The sequence below is a fragment of the Stenotrophomonas sp. GL_101 genome, assembly GCF_057835675.1.
The window spans coordinates 3,908,275-3,926,711 of the sequence record NZ_CM174432.1 but is presented as its reverse complement, the minus strand read 5'-3'; the positions used below and the strand labels follow the sequence as shown (position 1 = coordinate 3,926,711).

Here is an 18,437-nt window from a genome sequence, read left to right as displayed (position 1 = left end):
TCAACATGCTTACCCGACCCCTGACGATCGCCGTGGCGATCGCGCTGTGCGCCGCCAATGCCCATGCCGCCGACGTAGCTGCCAATGCAGGCGCCGATGTCAGCGCCGCGCTCAGCGCGCAGACCCTGGATACCGTGTCGGTGATCGGCCAGGGTGAGACCCGCCAGGTGCAGCGCATCAGCGCGGTCGACAAGCAGGTGCTGCCGCCGGGTACCAGCGGCCAGAAGATCCTCGACCGCCTGCCGGGCGTGTCGGTGCAGTCCAACGATGCGTTCGGTGCCAACGAGGAATCGCAGAGCATCACCCTGCGCGGCTTCGACAAGAGCCGGCTGGGTTATACGCTCGATGGCATTCCGCTGGGCGACAACAGCTACGGCAACTACAACGGCCTGAGCATCTCCCGGGCGCTGATCGCCGAGAACCTGGCCGGCGCCGAATTGTCGCAGGGCATCGGCTCGCTGGGCGTGGCCTCCACCAGCAACCTGGGCGGCACCATCCAGTACTTCTCGCAGGACCCGTCCACCGAGTTCGGCGGCCGTGCCAGCGTCACCGTGGGCGATGACAACCAGCGCCGCGGCTACCTGCGCGTGGATACCGGCGACATCAACGGCTTCTCGGCGTACGTGTCCGGCGTGCACCAGGATTCGGACATGTGGGCCGCGCCCTATCAGAACCAGACCACGCGCCAGTTCAACGCCAAGGCGATCTGGCAGGTGGGCGACCATCGTTTCGGCGCGTTCGCGGCTACCTCGCGGGTGAGCCAGGCCAACTACGCCTACCTGTCCAAGAGCATGCTGTCGCGTGGGCTGGGCTACGACTGGAACATTTACGCACCGGACTGGGACCGTGCCGTGGCGGCCGCGTACTGCGCGCCAGGCACCTTCAACGCGCAGAAGTGCGCGTTCAGCGGCGGCGTCAACAGCATCGATGATGCGTACTACCAGAGCCGCGCGCTGCGCGACGACAACCTGTACTCGCTGGACGCCGACCTCGCCCTGGGCGAGACCTCGCGCCTGAAGCTGCTGGCCTACCACCACGAAAACCGTGGCCAGGGCCATTGGTGGGCGCCGGGCCAGCCGTCCAACCCGGGCACCGCGCAAGCGTTGCCGATCTCGATCCGCAGCTCCAACTACACCATCAACCGCCAGGGCATCACCGCCGCGCTGAGCTGGCAGTGGGGTATCCACGCACTGGAAGCGGGCCTGTGGTACGAGCGCAATGACCACAACATCGAACGCAATTTCTATTACATCACCGGCCCGTTCCTGGATGACGGCTACCTCAACTACCCCGATCGTCGCCTGTTCGACCAGGACTTCGACATCCGCACGCGCCAGTTCTATGTGCAGGACCGCATGCGCTTCCTCGACGACCGCCTCACCGTGGATGTCGGCATCAAGAGCCCCAACACCCGCATGACCGCCAATGCCAAGCCCGGCACCGAAGCCAGCTATGCCTCGGGCACGCTGACGGCCAAGGAATCGGTACTGCCGCAGGCCGGCATCGGCTTCAAGCTGAGCCCGAACCAGGAGCTGTTCGCCTCGTACTCGGAGAACATCGCCGCCTTTGTCGGCGGCGGCAGCGGCGGCCCGCTGCAGGTGTCGCCGGAATCCTTCGCCGCCAGCGCCGGGCTGGAGCCGGAGAAGTCCAAGACCCTGGAAGCGGGCTTCCGCACCTTCGGTGAGAAGTACCAGGCCTCCATCGCCGCCTACCATGTGATGTTCGATAACCGGCTGCTGTCGCTCAACCCGTGCAGCAGCATCGAAGTAGGCACGCGTCCGGAGTGCATCACCCGCTTCATCAACGTCGGCTCGGTCAAGAGCCGCGGCGCGGAGTTGACCTTCATCCTCAAGCCGGTCGATGGCCTGCAGTGGTACAACGCGCTGTCCTGGAACAAGACCACCTACGAGGACAACTACACCTCCGGCGGCGTGGTCGTGCCGGTGGCCGGCAAGATCACCGTGGATACGCCCGAGCGCATGGCCTCCAGCGAGATCAGCTGGAACCGCGACGGCTTCTTCGCCAGCCTGCGCGCCAAGTACACCGGCAAGCGCTATTACACCTACACCAACGACCAGTCGGTGGCCGGTGTGACCACCTTCGATGCGGGCACCGGTTACGACTTCGGCCCGGGCATGGGCCTGAAGAACGTGAAGGTGTCGCTCAACGTGACCAACCTGACCAACAAGCGCTACGCCGGCCAGCTCAGCGCCTTCGCCCCGACCGATCCGACCGGTACCCGCTACGCGATCCACGCCAGCGCGCCGCGACAGATCTTCATGACCGTCGGCGCGGAGTTCTGAGGCAGGTATCGACCGTTGGTCGATGCGCGGGCGGTGGGGTTGATGGCGTGTCGACCAACGGTCGACACCTGGCAAAAAAAGGCCGCGGTGCTTTTCAGCATCGCGGCCACCTCGTGGGGGAGGTACAGCGCGTCAACACGACGCGCCAAACATCAGAACATGTGCAACCCACCGTTCACCGCGTAATCGGCACCGGTCACATACGCCGCATCATCCGAGGCCAGCCACGCGCACAGGCTGGCCACTTCCTCCGGCTTGCCCAGCCGGCGGATCGGCACCGAGCCGGCCAGGCGGTCCAACACGTCCGGCGGGAAACTGCTGATCGACTGGCTGGCGATGTAGCCCGGCGAAATGGTGTTCACCGTGACCCCGCGCGCGGCCACTTCATTGGCCAGCGCCCGGCTGAACCCGTGCATCGCCGCCTTGGCGGTGGCGAAGTTGACCTGGCCGATCTGGCCTTTATGCGCGCTCACCGAGCCAATGTTGACGATGCGTCCCCAGCCGCGCGAGGTCATGCCGTCGATCACCTGCTTGGTGATGTTGAACAGCGCATGCAGGTTCGAGCCCATCACCGCATTCCAGTCGTCCGGGCCCATCTGCCGGAACAGCACGTCGCGACTTCCGCCGGCGTTGTTGACCAGTACGTCGATCTCGCCCACCTCGGCCTTGACCTTGGCGAATGCGGCCACCGAGGAGGACCAGTCGGCGGCATTGCCCTCCGAAGCGATGAAATCAAAGCCAAGCTCGCGCTGCTCGCGCAGCCAGGCGGCCTTGCGCGGGGAGTTGGGGGCGCAACCGGCCACCACGGTATGGCCATTGCGGGCGAGTTTCTGGCAGATGGCGGTACCCACACTGCCCGTACCACTGGTGACGTAAGCGACGCGAAGGGTCATGACAGGCTCCAGTACAAAGGGGTCAGGCGGCCGAGGAGGCCAGCGGGTACAGCGCGAACAACAGGCTGCCGGCCATCAGCAGCAGCGAAATCAGCACCGCCCACTTCAGGGTGAACTTCTGGTGGTCGGCAAATTCCACCTTGGCCAGGCCCACCAGCAGGTAGGTGGAGGGCACCAGGGGGCTGAGCAGATGCACCGGTTGCCCGGCCAGCGAGGCGCGTGCCATTTCCACCGGGGTGATGCCGTAGTTGCCAGCCGCCTCGGACAGGATCGGCAACACGCCGAAGTAGAAGGCATCGTTGGACATGAAGAAGGTGAACGGCATCGACGCCACGGCGGTGATCACCGCCAGGTACGGGCCCCAGCTGTCGGGAATGATCGCCAGGAAGCTGTGCGACATTGCCTCGACCATGCCGGTGTTGTTGAGGATGCCGGTGAAGATGCCGGCGGCGAAGATCAGTGCCACCACCGACAGCACGCTGCCGGCGTGGCTGACCACGCGGCGGCGCTGCTCGGCCAGGTTCGGATAGTTGATCACCAGCGCGATGGCGAAGCCGATCATGAACAGCACCGGCATCGGCAGCACGCCAATGATCAGCGCGGTCATCAGCGCCACGGTCAATACCAGGTTCACCCACAGCAGCTTGGGGCGCTTGGTGTCTTCGGCGTCTTCCACGGTCGGCAGTGCGTTGCCGTCATCGGACACGCTGCTGTCCATCCAGCTGCCGCCCTGCGGCAGGCTCACCACGCCCAGCCGGCGGCGTTCCTTCATGCCCAGGTACCAGGCCAGCACCAGCACGCCGGCACAGGCGATCACCATCGCTGGAATCAGCGGCACGAACACATCGGCCGGGTCCACGTGCAGCGCGGTGGCTGCGCGTGCGGTCGGGCCGCCCCACGGAGTGAGGTTCATCACCCCGCCGGCAAGGATGGTCACGCAGGTCATGTTCAATGCGTTCATGCCCAGCCGCTGGTACAGCGGCAGCATCGCCGAGACGGTGATCATGTAGGTGGTCGAACCATCGCCATCGAGCGAGATCAGCATCGCCAGCGCGGCGGTGCCGAGCACGATCTTCATCGGATCGCCCTTGACCAGGCGCAGGATGATCCGCACCAGCGGGTCGAACAGCCCCGCATCGATCATCACCCCGAAGTACAGGATGGCGAACATCAGCATCACGCCGGTGGGCGCGATCTTCTTGATGCCTTCCAGCATCATCTCGTCGATGCCGCCGCCGAAGCCGCCGATCAGCGCGAACACGATGGGAATGGTGATCAGCGCGACCAGCGGCGACAGCCGCTTGCTCATGATCAAGTACATGAACGTAATGACCATGCCAAAGCCGAGGATGCTCAGCATCATCTGCAGACTCCTGAAGAGGGGATACGGGAGGGGAAACTCAGAAATCGAACTGCAGGCGGCCGGTGACCGCGCGGGTGCGGTCTACGGTGGCGGCGGCGAGGCGGTCGCGGTTGCGGCTTTCGATCAGGTTGAGCATGAAGCGCAGGTTCGGGCGCAGGTACCAGTTGCCGCCGAGCGTCCAGGCCTCGGTCTGCGCATCGATCAGGTCCGGCTGGCCGAGCAGGTGCTGCTCGCCGCGCATCTGGTCGTAGCGCAGGGCCAGTTCAAACGCACCGGCCTTGTGCTGGATGTCCTTGATCCGCGCGAAGCGCCCGGTCTTGCGGTCGTAGCTGCGCGATTCGCCGGTAAGCAACCAGCTGAGCATGCCGTAGCCGGCCAGCACCTGGCCGCGCTGGCTGCCATCATCGAAACTGGCACCGCTGAACTCGCCCTGCCAGGACACCGGCCCGCGCACCTGCGCGTACTCCAGCGACCACTTGTTGACGTCGGTGTCACGGCCGGCCGAGAAATCGACCAGGGTCAGCCGGCTGTTGTCGGACAGGTGGCCGGCCGGGCGCGGGCGGATCTTCACCCCGGGCACGCCGTTGGCGCCGGGCGTGTCGTAGCGCTCGTGGGCCAGCGACAGGCCCAGGTGCAGCACGTCGCCGGCGGTGGCGCCAGGGGCCCAGGTCACCCGACCACCGGCCGCGCGGCCCTTTACCTGCCAGGCATCGATGCTTTCCAGGCTGTAGGCGCTGGCCGCCCAGGTCATGTCGCCTTTGGCCGCCTGCCACGACGCGCCCAGCCGGTACAGCGGCGCCAGCGTGGTGCCGGCGTTGCCGCGCTCCAGGAAGCTGCCGTAGTTGGACCCGGTGCGGTCATCGAGTGAAAAGTACTGTTTGAACTGGCCGACGGTCAGCTTGCCGCCGCTGAAATCGCGGCTGACGAACACATCCTTGGCCTCGACGCGATCGCCGGAGAAATCCGCTTCCAGCTTGTAGTCCACCACGAAGAACCGGCCGGACACATCGAGCCAGGCGCGGCGGATCTCGGTGTCGTCCTTGTTCGGGGTACCGCGGTGGTCGTTGCTGAAGTCGGCGAAATCCAGGTGCAGGCGGCCACCGATGCTGGCGGTGACCGGGCGCTCGTCGTCGCCGTCGGCGGCGGCCCATAACGGTGCCGACAACAGCAGCAGGGTGCAGGTGGCCGGCATGCGCCAGCGCAATGAGTTCAGTTCCACGGACCCTCCCAGGTACTCGTATCGGATGGTGTCGCCACGGGCGCCGACACGGCTGCGACGCGATGGCGCAGCCTAGTGCGGGGAAGCTGTCATCCACCTGTCAGGCGTTTGTGCAGTGCAGCGAATCCCACCGGAGCGGCCGCTCGCGCTAGGATTCGTGCACCGTTGCCGATACCCACCCGATGCGCCTGTTGTTGGTCGAAGACAATCCGGACCTGGCCGATGCCATCGTCCGCCGCATGCGCCGCAGTGGCCACGCGGTGGATTGGCAGAGTGATGGCCTGGCCGCGGCCAGCGTGCTGCGCTACCAGAGCTTCGACCTGGTGGTGCTGGACATCGGCCTGCCCAAGCTGGACGGACTGCGCGTGCTGGCCGGCATGCGCGAGCGTGGCGACAGCACCCCGGTCCTGATGCTGACCGCCCGGGACGGTATCGAAGACCGCGTGCAGGCGCTGGACGTGGGCGCCGATGATTACCTGGGCAAGCCGTTCGACTTCCGCGAATTCGAGGCGCGCTGCCGCGTGCTGCTGCGGCGTATCCGTGGCCAGGCCAGCGAAGTGGTGCAGATCGGCACGTTCCAGTTCGACAATGCCTCGCACCGGGTAACCCTGGATGGCCAGCCCATCGAGTTGCCCAACCGCGAATACCGCCTGCTGGAAATCCTGATGGGCCGGCTGGGCCATGTGGTGGGCAAGGACGAGATCGGCAACGGGCTGTTCGGTTTCGATGACGAAGCCGGCCCGAATGCAATCGAACTGTATGTCGGCCGCCTGCGCCGCAAGCTGGCCGATGCACCGCTGCGGATCGTCACCGTACGCGGCAGCGGCTACCTGCTGGAGGCGGTCGATGACAACCGCGATGCGGGCACCGATGCCGACTGACCCGCGCACCTCCGGCTCGATCCGGCACACCCTGTGGCTGTACCTGGGCGCGTTCCTGGCGCTGTTCGCGGTGGTGCTGCTGTTCGGCGCACGCGCCTACGGCCAGCGCGCGGCCAACCGTTCCTACGACCACCTGCTGGTGTCCTCGGCGCTGTCGATCATCGATTCGGTGGCGCTGGTGGAGGCGCAGTGGCAGGTGGACCTGCCGTATGCGGCGCTGGACCTGCTGGCGATGGCGCCGGAAGACCGGGTGTTCTACCGGGTCTCCGATGCCCACGACGCGACGGTGACCGGCTACGCCGACCTGCCGGCCCCGCCGCAGGCGTCCAGCGACCGGCCGCAACTGTTCGATGCCAGCTACAGCGGCGAGCAGGTGCGCTTCGTGGTGGTCTCGCGGCGGGTCGCCTCGCCGTCGGCGCAGGGCGAGGTACGCGTGCAGGTCGGCCAGACCCGGCGTGCCCGCGAGGCCCTGGCACAGGACATGGTGACCCGCGCACTGCTGGCCATCGGCGTGCTGTCGCTGTTGTCGCTGGCCCTGGTCGGATGGGGTGTGCACCGTGCGCTGCGCCCGCTGGTGCGGATGGAGCGCGAGCTGGCGCGGCGCGAGCCGTCCGACCTCAAGCCGCTGGACACGCGCGTGCCGCGCGAGATGGACAAGATGGTGGGCGCGCTGAATCACTTCATGGGCCGGCTGTCGAGCAGCAATGAAACCCTGCGCGCGTTCATGGCCGAGGCCGCGCACCAGATGCGCACGCCGCTGGCGGCGCTGCGCGCCCAGGCCCAGCTGGCGCTGGATGAGGAAGAGCCCGAGGAGATGCGGCGCAGCCTGCTGGCGATCGAGCGCAATGCCACCCACATGAGCCGCCTGCTCAACCAGCTGCTCAGCGATGCCAGCGTGATCCACCGCGCCAACCTGCAGCGTTTCGCCCCGGTCGACCTGGCCGAAACCGTGCATCAGGCATTGCATGAAGCGTTGCCGCAGGCCTTGCCCGCCCCGCGCGTGCAGCTGGCGGTGGGCACGCAGTCGGCGTGGGTGCGCGGGGATGCGCTGCTGCTGCGCGAGGCGATCAAGAACCTGATCGACAACGCGCTCAAGTACGGCGGCGACGGCGCCCTGCAGGTAGCGCTCACCGAAGAAGCGCAGCAGTGCGTGCTGACCATCGCCGACCATGGCCCCGGCATCGCCGCCGCCGATGCCGAACGGGTGTTCGAGCGCTTTGCGCGCGGCGACGGCGCCGCCGCGGGCGGGGCCGGGCTGGGACTGGCGATCGTCAAGCGGGTGGTGGACAGCCACGGCGGCCACATCGACCTGAGCAACCGCATCGGGGGTGGGCTGGTGGCCACCATCCGGCTGCCGAGGATGTATCCATGAGGTGCTGCCGATGAAAGTACTGATGCTAGTGGTGGGGTTGCTCGCCGCAGCAGGCGATGCGCTCGCCGCGCCCGGCGACGTGCAGCGCTTTGCCGCTACCGGCACGCCGGTGGCGCAGCTGCGCATCCACGGCTCGACCGACATCGAAGTGTTCGCCACGGTGATCGCCGATTACCAGAAGCTGCATCCGGGTACGGAAATCGTCTACGAAGACGTGATCACCCAGGACATGTATGCACGCTACCTGCATGACCGCAGCGGACCAACCGGGCCGGACATGCTGATCAGCAGCGGCATGGACCTGCAGACCAAGCTGGTCAACGATGGCCATGCGCTGCCCCATCGTTCACCGCAGGCCGACGCGCTGCCGGCCTGGGCACAGTGGCGGCACGAAGCCTTCGGGATCAGCTACGAGCCGGTCGCCATCGTCTACAACACGCGCACGCTGCCGGCCGCGCGGGTGCCACGCACGCGCCGCCAGCTGCTGGAGCTGCTGCGCGCGCCCGATGCACCGCTGCAGGGAAAAGTGGGCACCTACGACGTGGAGCGCAGCAGCGTGGGCTACCTGATGGCGACCCAGGATGGACAGCGCGGCAGCATCGCCGGCGCCTTGCTGGGCGCGTTGGGCGACAACCAGGTGCAGCTGGAGGAGCGCACCGGTGTGTTGCTGGACCGGGTCAGCAGCGGCCAGTTGTCGCTGGTCTACAACGTGCTGGGCTCCTACGCGCAGGCGCGCATCGACGCCGGCGCGCCGCTGGGCATCGTCGAGCCGGAGGATTACACCCTGGTGGTGCTGCGCACCGCGATCATCCCGCGCAGCAGCCGGCATCCGGAAGAAGCGCGACGCTTCCTGGATTACCTGCTGTCGCCACGCGGCCAGCAGGTGCTCTCGCGAGAAGCCAGGTTGATGCCGATCCTGCCCGCGCAGGGCCAGCAGCGCGGCCGCTCCCCCGAGCGCAGCTACCGGCCGATCCAGCTGGGCCCGGGCCTGCTGGTGTATCTGGACGAACTCAAGCGCCGCCAGTTCCTGGAGGCCTGGCGAGGCAGCATGCAGCCCTGAGTACCTGCACTGCGGTGGCGGTAGCTTTCCCGTCTGACCACATGCCACATGCCGCGTAGAGCCGGGCTCTGCCCGGCTGCTCTTCCTTATCGCCGCGCTTCACCAAAAGCTGCCGGGCAGAGACCCGGCGCTACAATGACCGCATGAGCCACATCACCCTGCTGATCGCCGACGACCACCCGCTGCTGCGCGCGGCGGTGGTGCATTCCCTGCGCCAGTCGCTGCCGCAGGCCGAAGTGATCGAAGTGGCCAGCGCCTCCACCCTGGAGGCGGCACTGGACCAGCGCCCGGACGTGGAACTGGTGCTGCTGGACCTGACCATGCCCGGCGCACGTGGTTTCTCCTCGCTGCTGCACGTGCGTGGCGCGCACCCGGATATCCCGGTGGTCATCGTGTCCTCCAACGACCACCCCCGCGTCATCCGCCGCGCGCAGCAGTTCGGCGCGGCCGGCTTCATCCCCAAATCCGCCCCGGCCGAGACCATCGGGCAGGCGGTGGCAGCGGTGCTCGACGGCGGCGTGTGGTTCCCGGCGATGTCCCCCGAGCGCTCCGAATCCGATGCATTGCTGGCCGCGCGCCTGGCCCAGCTCACCCCGCAGCAGTTCCGCGTGCTGCTGTACCTGGCCGATGGACTGCTCAACAAGCAGATCGCCTACGAACTGGGCCTGGCCGAAAACACGGTGAAGGTGCATGTCACCGCCATCCTGAAAAAGCTGGAGTGCGTCAGCCGCACGCAGGCGGCGGTACTGGTGAAGGCGCTGGAGCCGGAAGGCGATGCCGGCGCAGGGCTGGATGGCTGAGACTGGGCGGGTATTGAACCGGCATGCTCAGTAGGCAGCTTGCAATTGCTCCGAGCGTAAGGCGCTTTGAACGATGGACTCCAGCTCATCGTAGCGCGGTGACCAGAGCAGCTCTCTGCGAGCTCTGCCCGAATTTGACACAAGAACTGGCACATCTCCTTTGCGTTGCTCCGCCTCAACGACAGGAATTTTTACCCCTGAAGCGCGTTCAACTGCATGCAGAACCTCGCGGACGGAATATCCCCGGCTGCATCCGCAATTGAGCGTCAATGAACGACCTCCACTGCTTAGGTGATCAATCGCCCGCACATGAGCTACAGCGACATCGTCGACATGAATGTAGTCGCGCACCCCCGTGCCGTCAGCTGTCGCAAGATTCGTTCCGAAGACGGTTACTGCAGCCTGCTTTCCCGTCACGACCTTGCACGCAGCCATGATCAGGTTTTTCGCATTCTCCCCAGGGGTGAAAAACTGACCCGACATGCTGGCGCCAGCCACGTTAAAGCACCTTAGCGAGATGTATCGAAGGTGACTGGCTAGGGACAAATCCAACAGGAGCTGCTCTGCCATCAATTTTGACGCCCCATAGGGGTTCGCTGGTCTTGTTGAATGTCCCTCGTCCACAAGCTCCTCGTCACAGCCGGAGCCATACACGGACGCTGTTGACGTAAAGACGAACTTCGATACTCCAGACTCCTGGCAGCATGAGAGCAAGTCAAGCGTTCCGGAGGTGTTTTCCGAGTAGTAGTCCAATGGATATCGCATTGACCCCGCCACGTCAGTCTTCGCCGCCATGTGAACGACAGTGCCAATGTCGAATTCAGAGATGACGCTCTTCACAAGATGCCGGTCCGAGATGCTGCCGGTGACGAGGTGTGAATTATGGACTCGTTCCGGTTTGCCAGTGCTGAGGTTGTCCAAGACAATAACCTTGGTGTTCCGCTGCAATAGTTGATGTACTAAATGACATCCGATGTATCCTGCGCCACCCGTAACAAGTACTGCGCGCTTCACAGTGTGGTCTCTTCTACAGATATTGAAAGGTGTGCGTCAATCGCACCTTGGTCGCTGCGGGCGTGTACTGCATAGCGCGTAGGCAGGCGGTGCAGTGCTACCCTCAACTCATCGACGTACTGTATGCGACCTTCTGTTGATAGTGATTCCAGTTCCGAGCTGGATAGCTCACGGATGGAGGGAGTGGCATCATTCGCCGAGTGATAGGAGACGAGTACCGAGGTTGGAGATATGCGGCAGCTGCTGGAGAGGGAGATGTTGACTCGTATCGAGCGGAAGTAGATCAGGTTCTGCTCCCACCGCCTTCTGTCAATCCTATCTCGCGACATGCCTGGCTCTTGAGGCATGAGGGATTCACTCTGAACTGCCCGGTGGTGGAAGCTTATTCCGTCGTGTACCTCGTACTGAGAAAGCGTGCGCTGTGACCCCAAGCCAAATTCTCCTGGGACCATGGCATTGGAGTCTGCGGAGAGGCCTAGTAGTCCAAGCGTTTTCTCAAGTGCTGCTTTCGAGCGGAAATTGGCGGGCTGCTCAATGTGGCCGCTTGCTACCGATGAATCTATGTGGTCATCCCATACCTTCGGGGCAAAATTATTGGGTAATCCCCCCGCAGGTTAGTAGCAGCCAGAAGTGGAATTTTCTCGTAACCTAACCCGAGGAGATCCCATGAAGAAATCACGATTCACCGACAGCCAGATCATCGCCGTACTCAAGCAGGCCGAGGCCGGCACGCCTGTCCCGGACCTTTGCCGACAGCATGGCATCAGCTCAGCGACGTTCTACAAGTGGCGCAGCAAGTTCGGCGGCATGGATGCGTCCATGGTGTCCCAGCTAAAAGAACTGCAGGACGAGAACCGGCGGCTGAAGAAGATGTACGCCGATGCCCAGCTCAGTGCCGAGCTGCTGAAGGAAGCGCTCTCAAAAAAATGGTGAGGCCATCTCAGCGTCGCGAGATGGCCAGACTGGCGGTCCAGGCAGGCATCACCAGCATCGTTCATGCGTGCAGGACGTTCGAGGTGAGTCAGACCTGCTACCGCTATCAGGCCAAGGCCTGCCAAGAAAATGCGATCATCGCTGACTGGTTGCTCAGGCTGACCAGCGCCTACCGCGATTGGGGCTTTGGGCTGTGCTTCCTGCACCTGCGCAACGTGAAGGGCTTCGCTTGGAACCACAAGCGCGTGTATCGGATCTATCGCGATTTGGAGCTGAACCTGCGCATCAAGCCGCGTAAGCGCATCGTCCGAGAAGTGCCGGCGCCGCTAGCGGTTCCGAAGGCGGCGAACCACACTTGGTCGATGGATTTCATGCACGACCAACTGGCTGATGGACGCAGCTTCCGGATGCTCAACGTACTGGATGATTTCAACCGGCAGGGTCTGGCGATGGAGGTCGACATCTCCTTGCCTGCGGCGCGCGTTATCCGCAGCTTGGAACAGATCATTCAATGGCGCGGAAAGCCTCGCGCCATACGCTGCGACAATGGGCCCGAGTACATCAGCGGAGCGCTGCAAGCATGGGCCGAGCAGCAAGGCATTGCGCTGCTCTACATCCAGCCAGGCAATCCTCAGCAGAACGCCTACATCGAACGCTACAACCGGACCGTGCGTTACGCTTGGCTTGCCAGCAATCTGTTCAATGACATCCAGCAGGTCCAGGACATCGCCACCCGTTGGCTATGGACTTACAACCACGAGCGCCCGAACATGGCGCTCGGCGGCATCACGCCAATGCAGAAGCTTGCACTGGCAGCGTAGTTCCACTTTTGGCGACCGCTAAAAGCGGGGGGATTACCCATCCTTCGGGCAGAGCAGCGGACAAACGGTCCGCTCTACGGGGTTCTGTGGCGGAGGAGCAGTTGGGTCATCAGCGCGCGCAGCGCCGGTGGGCGCACCGGCTTGGACAGGAAACCCCAGCCGTTCTTCGCGGCCTGCGCGCGCAGTGCGTCATCGCGCTCGGCCGTCACCAGGATCACCGGCGGCCGTGCCTGCCACAGTACGCACAGATGCTCGTACAGATCCGGGCCGTGCCACTGCCCCATGCGCACGTCCAGCAACAGCAACTGCGGCACGTTGAGCGCCGAGGCGATTTCCAACGCCGTCTGCGGCCCATCGGCCAGCTCGACGGCGCATCCCCAGCGTTCCAGCAAGGCGCGGGTAGCCGCGCACACGCGCGCATCGTCATCGATGCTCCATATCCGGCAGTGCCGCAGCGGGCTGTCATCGCCGGGATCCGCCGGTAGGGCAGACATCGGCGCGGGCGCGGGAATGGCCGCCGCATCACCCAGCGGCACGCTCACCGCAAACACGCTGCCGCGTCCCAGCGTGGAGTGCAACGTGATGCGGTGACCGAGCAGTCGCCCGATACGCTCCACGATCGCCAACCCCAGCCCAGCCCCGCGCTCCTGTTCCACCCCATCGTCCAACCGGCGGAACTCCTCGAAGATCTCGCCGTGCAGGCTTTCCGGAATGCCCGGCCCCTGGTCGTGCACTTCGATGCGCAGGTGGCCGGCATGTCGGCGACAACCGATCAATACCCGTCCACGTGGGGTGTAACGCAGCGCGTTGGAGAGGAAGTTCTGCAGGATACGGCGCAACAATGCCTCATCGCTGACCACCACCGCGCGGGTATCCACCCAGCGGAGTTGCAATCCCCGGCTGTCGGCGGCAATGCCGAACTCGCGCGCCAGCGTCTCCAGCAGCGGCGACAGCGCAAACGCCTGCACCTGGGTCTGCAGTGCACCTGATTCGAGCCGCGAAATATCCAGCAGGCTGGTCAGGATCGCATCCTGCGCCGCCAATGCCGCATCCACGTGCTCGCTCAGTTCGCGGGTATCGCCGTGCAATCTGCCACGCAGCACCGACACGAACATGCGCGCGGCATTCAGCGGCTGCAGCAGGTCGTGCACGGCCGAGGCGACGAAGCGCGACTTGTAGCGGTTGGCCTGCTCGGCCTCGCGGCGCGCCTCGTCCAGGTCGCGGGTGCGCTCGGCCACGCGGTGTTCCAGGGCATCGGCCAGCGAGCGCAGTTCGCGCGCGGTGTTCTTGTAGGCGGTGATATCGGCATAGCTGGTGACAAAGCCGCCGTCGGGCAGCGGGTTGCCACGGATCTCCAGCACCGTGCCGTCGTCCTTCTCGCTCTCGCGCATATGCGGGCGACCGCTGCGCAGGTGGTTGAGGCGGCGCTCGATCGCCTCGTCGATCGGCCCCGGGCCCAGCAGGCCACGGCGTGCGTTGAAGCGGAAGATCTCTTCGATCGGGCGCCCCTCCCGGATCAATCCGGCCGGGAATCTGAACAGCTCCAGGTAGCGTGCGTTCCAGGCCACCAGCTTCTGTTCGCTGTCGATTACCACCACGCCCTGCGGCAGGTGCGCCAGGCCGCGGCTGAGGCCGCTGTCGGCCTGCTGGGCGGCCTGCAGCACGCCATCCTGTGCGGTGCGCAGTTCTTCGGCATGTTGTTTGAGCACGCTTTCCAGCTCGCGCCGGCTGCGCTGCCGGTGGGCGGCCAGGCGGCGCCGCTGCTGCACGAACAGCACCAGGAAGCCCAGCGCCAGCCACGCCGCCGCGCCGCCGATGGCCGCGCTGCGCCCGGCGCTGGTCGCCGCCCCGGCATCGTGCAGCAGGTGCAGGTTCCAGCGTTCCTCGGGCAGGGCCAGGCTCTGCCACAGCATCGGCCCCGGCAGCCGCGGGTCGAGCAGGCGCACCATGCGCCCGCCATCGTCCAGTACGTCTTCGGTGCGTACCCGCAGCGGCTGCAGCGAGCGGTCGGCATACTGGCGGGCGTCGAGCATCTCGCGGCGTTCGATCGCGCCCAGCGGGCGCAGCAGGCGATAGCGCCAGGCATCGCGGTTGGCCAGGAACACCACATCGTGCTCGTCGCTGGCCAGCACCACATCCGGGCTGGACAGCCATTCCTGCTCCAGCGCCGACAGTTCGATCTTGATCACCACCACGCCGATGCGCTCGCCGTTCTCCTCCAGTGCCTGCGACATGAAATAGCCCGGCACCCCGGTGGTCATGCCGATCCCGTAGAAGCGGCCGCGGCCGGTGGCCAACGCCTGCCGGTAGTAGGGGCGGTAGCTGTAGTCCTCGCCGACGTTGCTGCTGGCCTGGTCCCAGTTGCTGGCCGCCACGGCCACGCCGTTGCGGCCGACCAGGGTCAGGGTGGAGGCGCGGGTGACCTGGTTGGCCTGCTGCAGCTTGAGATTGAGCCGCTGCCGGCTGGCGGCATCGGGGACCTGCAGCAGCGCGTGGCGCAGGTCCGGATCCAGTGCCAGCACCTGCGGCAGCGTGCCGAAACGGTCGATGCGTTGCTGCAGGCCCTGTGCATACAGCTCCAGCTGGCGTTGCACCTGGCTGCTTTCAGCGCCCAGCGCACGTCGCCACGCATAGTGGCCGGCCGCCGCCGCGCACAGCACCGTGCCGCCGATCATCAGCAGCAGGGTCAACAGCAGGGTGCGGTGGCGGCCGAGCCAATACATGGCGGCAGTCTACGGGCGTGCGGCGGGCGCGTGCACGCCCGCCGCACGCGCGTGGATCAGAAGTGCATCTGCGCGCGCAGTTCGAAGATTTCCGGCTTGCTCTGCACGCCGCGACGGCTGGCGTCGGCCTTCACGTAGTTGGCCTGGAACTTGAAGTGGCTGGTGAGGTACCAGTTCGCGCCCAGGGTCCAGTCGTGCTGGCGACCACCGAACACATCGGCATCGTCCAGGTCCAGGCGGCTGTAGCGGGCCACCAGTTCCACCGCGCCGTAATCGTGGGCCGGCTTGATGTTGGCCACCGCGCCGGCGTTGTACGGGCGCGATTCGCCGGTGATTACCCAGCTGGCCATCGCGTACTGGCCGTTGCCGGTGTAGTCCGGCTTGCCTTCGCGGGTGACGGTGGTCTGCAGCGCTTCGGCCTGCACCGAGAACGGGCCGCGGATCCAGATGCCTTCCAGGCCGGTGCGGCGGATCTGGTCGGCGGTGGCCAGTGCGCCCGAATCGACCAGGCGGATGTCGGTCAGGCCCGCTTCCGGACGTGCCCGCAGGCGCGCGCTGGCGTCATGGTGCACATCGCGGCCATCGCGGTAGCCGCGCGGGTTTTCCAGCGAGTAGGCCAGGCCCAGGTGCAGGACGTCGCCTGCCGCCTTGACCGGCGTCCACACCGCACGCACCGCCTGGGTGGTGCCGGGGTTGTCGCCCTGCAGGTCCTTGCCGCCGTAAGCGCCGGCCTGCAGCAGGTACTGCGGGCGCTCCAGCACCCATTCGGCACCGGTGCGGCGGCCTTCGTAGATGGCCTGCACCGGCAGGGCGGTTTCCAGGAAGCTGCCGGCGCGCGAGGAGGTGCCCGCGTCCAGGCCGACCGGGGTCTTCATGTAGCCGAAGCGGAACCGGCCCACGTCGCGGCCGAAGAACGCCTTGCTCTCAAACCGCACGAACACGTCCAGCCAGGTGTCGGCCTGGAAGTCGTAGTACACCATCGCGTCGTAGACACCCTTCTTTTTCAGGGTGGCGCCGAATTCCTTGCGGCGTACCGCGTCGGCGTCTTCGATGCCGCTGTTGCCGGAAAAATCATTGAGGTCGTAGGCGATGTTGGCGGTGGCGGCCAGTTCGGTGCCATCGCCAAAGGCGTACTTGGTCGGCCAGTTGTCGAAATCGGCGGCCGAAGCCAGGGCGGGGGTAGCAGCCAGGCACAGGGCCAGCAGGGTCGGGGTCGGGCGCATGGAGGTGCAGCTCTCTCTTTGAGACGGGACAGGACAACAACGGCCGCAACGCCGGAAACTGTTGCCAGCCGGGCCGCGCGCGGTCACTTGCCGCCGTGGGGGAGGGCGGTGTGGGGGCAGTGTAGGCACCCAACGCCGCCTGAACCGGGGGGCTAGTACCAATAGGTTATCTGCACAGCGGTGACTCGCGCGTACAAATGCGTCCATCGGTCGCAGCTCCACGCGTCGCCCACTCCGGAGTCGTCATGCACATTCCCACCGCTTCCCTGCCTGCGGCCCCGCCGCTGCCGTTCTACCGCCAGCTGTATTTCCAGGTGGTGGTGGCGATCGTCCTGGGCGCCCTGCTGGGCCACTTCGAGCCGGCCTTCGCCGAATCGCTCAAGCCGCTCGGCGATGCCTTCATCAAGCTGGTGAAGATGATCATCGCCCCGGTCATCTTCCTGACCATCGTCACCGGCATCGCCGGCATGTCCCACCTGCGTACCGTGGGCCGGGTATTCGCCAAGTCGATGGCGTACTTCATGTTCTTCTCCACCCTGGCGCTGGTGGTCGGCATGATCGTGGCGCACGTGGTGCAGCCGGGCGCCGGCATGAACATCAACCCGGCCGACCTGGACCAGGCGGCGGTCCACAGCTACGTGCAGAAATCGCACGAGCTGACCCTGACCGGCTTTGCGATGGACATCATCCCGGCCACCCTGGTCAGTGCCTTCGTCGACGGCAACATCCTGCAGGTGCTGTTCGTGGCGGTGCTGTTCGGTATCGCGCTGGCCATGGTCGGCGAGCGGGGCCGGCCGGTGCTGACCTTCCTGGAAGCGCTGACCGCGCCGGTGTTCCGCCTGGTGCACCTGCTGATGAAGGCCGCCCCGATCGGCGCCTTCGGTGCCATCGCCTTCACCATCGGCAAGTACGGGGTGGGGTCGCTGGTCAACCTGGCCTGGCTGGTCGGCTCGTTCTACCTCACCGCGTTCCTGTTCGTGGCGGTGATCCTGGGGCTGGTCTGCCGCCTGTGCGGGTTCTCGGTGTTCAAGCTGGCCCGCTACCTCAAGGCCGAACTGCTGCTGGTGCTGGGCACCTCGTCGTCCGAATCGGCACTGCCCTCGCTGATGGAGAAGATGGAGCGCGCCGGCTGCAGCAAGTCGGTGGTGGGCCTGGTGGTGCCCACCGGCTATTCGTTCAACCTGGACGGCACCAACATCTACATGACCCTGGCGGCGCTGTTCATCGCCCAGGCCACCAATACCGAGCTGACCCTGGGCCACCAGGTCGCGCTGCTGCTGGTGGCGATGCTCAGCTCCAAGGGCGCTGCGGGCGTGACCGGTGCGGGCTTCATCACCCTGGCCGCCACCCTGGCGGTGGTGCCGGAAGTGCCGGTGGCCGGCATGGCGCTGATCCTGGGCGTGGACCGCTTCATGAGCGAGTGCCGCTCGCTGACCAACTTCATCGGCAATGCCGTGGCCACCGTGGTCGTCTCGCGCTGGGAAGGCGCGCTGGACCGCGACCGCCTCGCGCTGGCGCTGGATGGCCGCGAGGCCGAGCTGCCGGCGCTGGCCACCGATGACCTGCCGCCGCCGCTGCCCGTGCCGGCACGCTGAGACGGCTTCACCCAGGTGTGTGTGTTGCAGGGCCCGGCCACTCCCCCTGGGTGGACGGGCCCTGTTTTTTCAGCAGGCGCGTGGGGCGATGCTGGTTGTCATCCTCCCGCGCCAGCCTGTTGTGTACGGCGCCGAACGGCACCTGATATGTGCGGTTGCAGCATGATCGCGACAGCGTAGCGACAGGTCCATCCACGCCAACGGGGGTATGATCCCCTGTTCCTCTCGCCCATTCAT

At 65.8% G+C, this 18,437-nt stretch carries 13 protein-coding genes; 7 read left to right on the top strand and 6 right to left on the bottom strand.

Annotated features, from left to right (window positions below):
- The first annotated feature begins 5 nt into the window (after positions 1-5).
- On the top strand, positions 6-2,303 hold the full coding sequence (locus AC3IR9_RS17255) for a TonB-dependent receptor (RefSeq protein WP_489292243.1): 2,298 nt from the start codon (positions 6-8) through the stop codon (positions 2,301-2,303).
- A gap of 152 nt (positions 2,304-2,455) precedes the next feature.
- On the opposite strand, the gene phbB is transcribed toward AC3IR9_RS17255, so the two are convergent.
- The 3 genes from phbB to AC3IR9_RS17240 are packed head-to-tail and all read right to left on the bottom strand — an operon-like array spanning position 2,456 to position 5,751.
- Positions 2,456-3,196, bottom strand: coding sequence for an acetoacetyl-CoA reductase (phbB, locus tag AC3IR9_RS17250; RefSeq protein ID WP_489292242.1), 741 nt, complete (start codon positions 3,194-3,196; stop codon positions 2,456-2,458).
- 22 nt (positions 3,197-3,218) lie between these two features.
- Positions 3,219-4,556: a CitMHS family transporter gene (locus AC3IR9_RS17245; protein ID WP_489295879.1), complete on the bottom strand. Its 1,338-nt coding sequence runs from the start codon at positions 4,554-4,556 to the stop codon at positions 3,219-3,221.
- Between the two features lie 40 nt (positions 4,557-4,596).
- The gene (locus tag AC3IR9_RS17240) at positions 4,597-5,751 is read right to left on the bottom strand and encodes an OprO/OprP family phosphate-selective porin (protein ID WP_489295877.1); all 1,155 of its coding nucleotides are present in this window, start codon (positions 5,749-5,751) and stop codon (positions 4,597-4,599) included.
- A 209-nt stretch (positions 5,752-5,960) separates the two neighbouring features.
- Between AC3IR9_RS17240 and AC3IR9_RS17235 the strand changes: the two genes are divergently transcribed.
- The 4 genes from AC3IR9_RS17235 (at position 5,961) to AC3IR9_RS17220 (ending at position 9,891) form a co-directional block, all read left to right on the top strand.
- Complete coding sequence (locus AC3IR9_RS17235) at positions 5,961-6,659, top strand: response regulator (RefSeq protein WP_489292240.1); 699 nt, start codon at positions 5,961-5,963, stop codon at positions 6,657-6,659.
- Positions 6,637-8,031 (top strand): sensor histidine kinase N-terminal domain-containing protein, encoded by a 1,395-nt coding sequence (locus AC3IR9_RS17230; RefSeq protein WP_489295876.1) that lies wholly within the window; start codon positions 6,637-6,639, stop codon positions 8,029-8,031. The genes AC3IR9_RS17235 and AC3IR9_RS17230 overlap by 23 nt, the downstream gene beginning before the upstream one ends.
- A 10-nt stretch (positions 8,032-8,041) precedes the next feature.
- On the top strand, positions 8,042-9,091 hold the full coding sequence (locus AC3IR9_RS17225) for an ABC transporter substrate-binding protein (RefSeq protein ID WP_489292238.1): 1,050 nt from the start codon (positions 8,042-8,044) through the stop codon (positions 9,089-9,091).
- Between the two features lie 143 nt (positions 9,092-9,234).
- Positions 9,235-9,891, top strand: coding sequence for a LuxR C-terminal-related transcriptional regulator (locus AC3IR9_RS17220; RefSeq protein WP_489292236.1), 657 nt, complete (start codon positions 9,235-9,237; stop codon positions 9,889-9,891).
- A 27-nt stretch (positions 9,892-9,918) separates the two neighbouring features.
- On the opposite strand, the gene galE is transcribed toward AC3IR9_RS17220, so the two are convergent.
- Entirely contained in the window at positions 9,919-10,905 is a 987-nt protein-coding gene (gene galE / locus AC3IR9_RS17215) for a UDP-glucose 4-epimerase GalE (RefSeq protein WP_489292235.1), read from the bottom strand.
- Between the two features lie 666 nt (positions 10,906-11,571).
- Between galE and AC3IR9_RS17210 the strand changes: the two genes are divergently transcribed.
- Positions 11,572-12,659 (top strand): IS3 family transposase gene (locus AC3IR9_RS17210; protein ID WP_489290575.1). Its coding sequence is split into 2 segments (ribosomal slippage): positions 11,572-11,824 and positions 11,824-12,659, totalling 1,089 coding nucleotides; the frame shifts between segments, so codons are not numbered across the junction.
- Between the two features lie 74 nt (positions 12,660-12,733).
- Here the strand turns inward: AC3IR9_RS17210 and AC3IR9_RS17205 are convergent.
- Positions 12,734-15,382, bottom strand: a complete 2,649-nt coding sequence (locus AC3IR9_RS17205) for a hybrid sensor histidine kinase/response regulator (protein ID WP_489292234.1) — start codon at positions 15,380-15,382, stop codon at positions 12,734-12,736.
- 56 nt (positions 15,383-15,438) lie between these two features.
- The gene (locus AC3IR9_RS17200; protein ID WP_489292232.1) at positions 15,439-16,605 is read right to left on the bottom strand and encodes an OprO/OprP family phosphate-selective porin; all 1,167 of its coding nucleotides are present in this window, start codon (positions 16,603-16,605) and stop codon (positions 15,439-15,441) included.
- A 245-nt stretch (positions 16,606-16,850) separates the two neighbouring features.
- Here AC3IR9_RS17200 and AC3IR9_RS17195 point away from each other — a divergent pair, with 245 nt between their 5' ends.
- A complete protein-coding gene (locus AC3IR9_RS17195) occupies positions 16,851-18,200 on the top strand; it encodes a dicarboxylate/amino acid:cation symporter (protein ID WP_489292230.1) in 1,350 nt (449 codons plus the stop codon).
- Positions 18,201-18,437 lie beyond the last annotated feature (237 nt).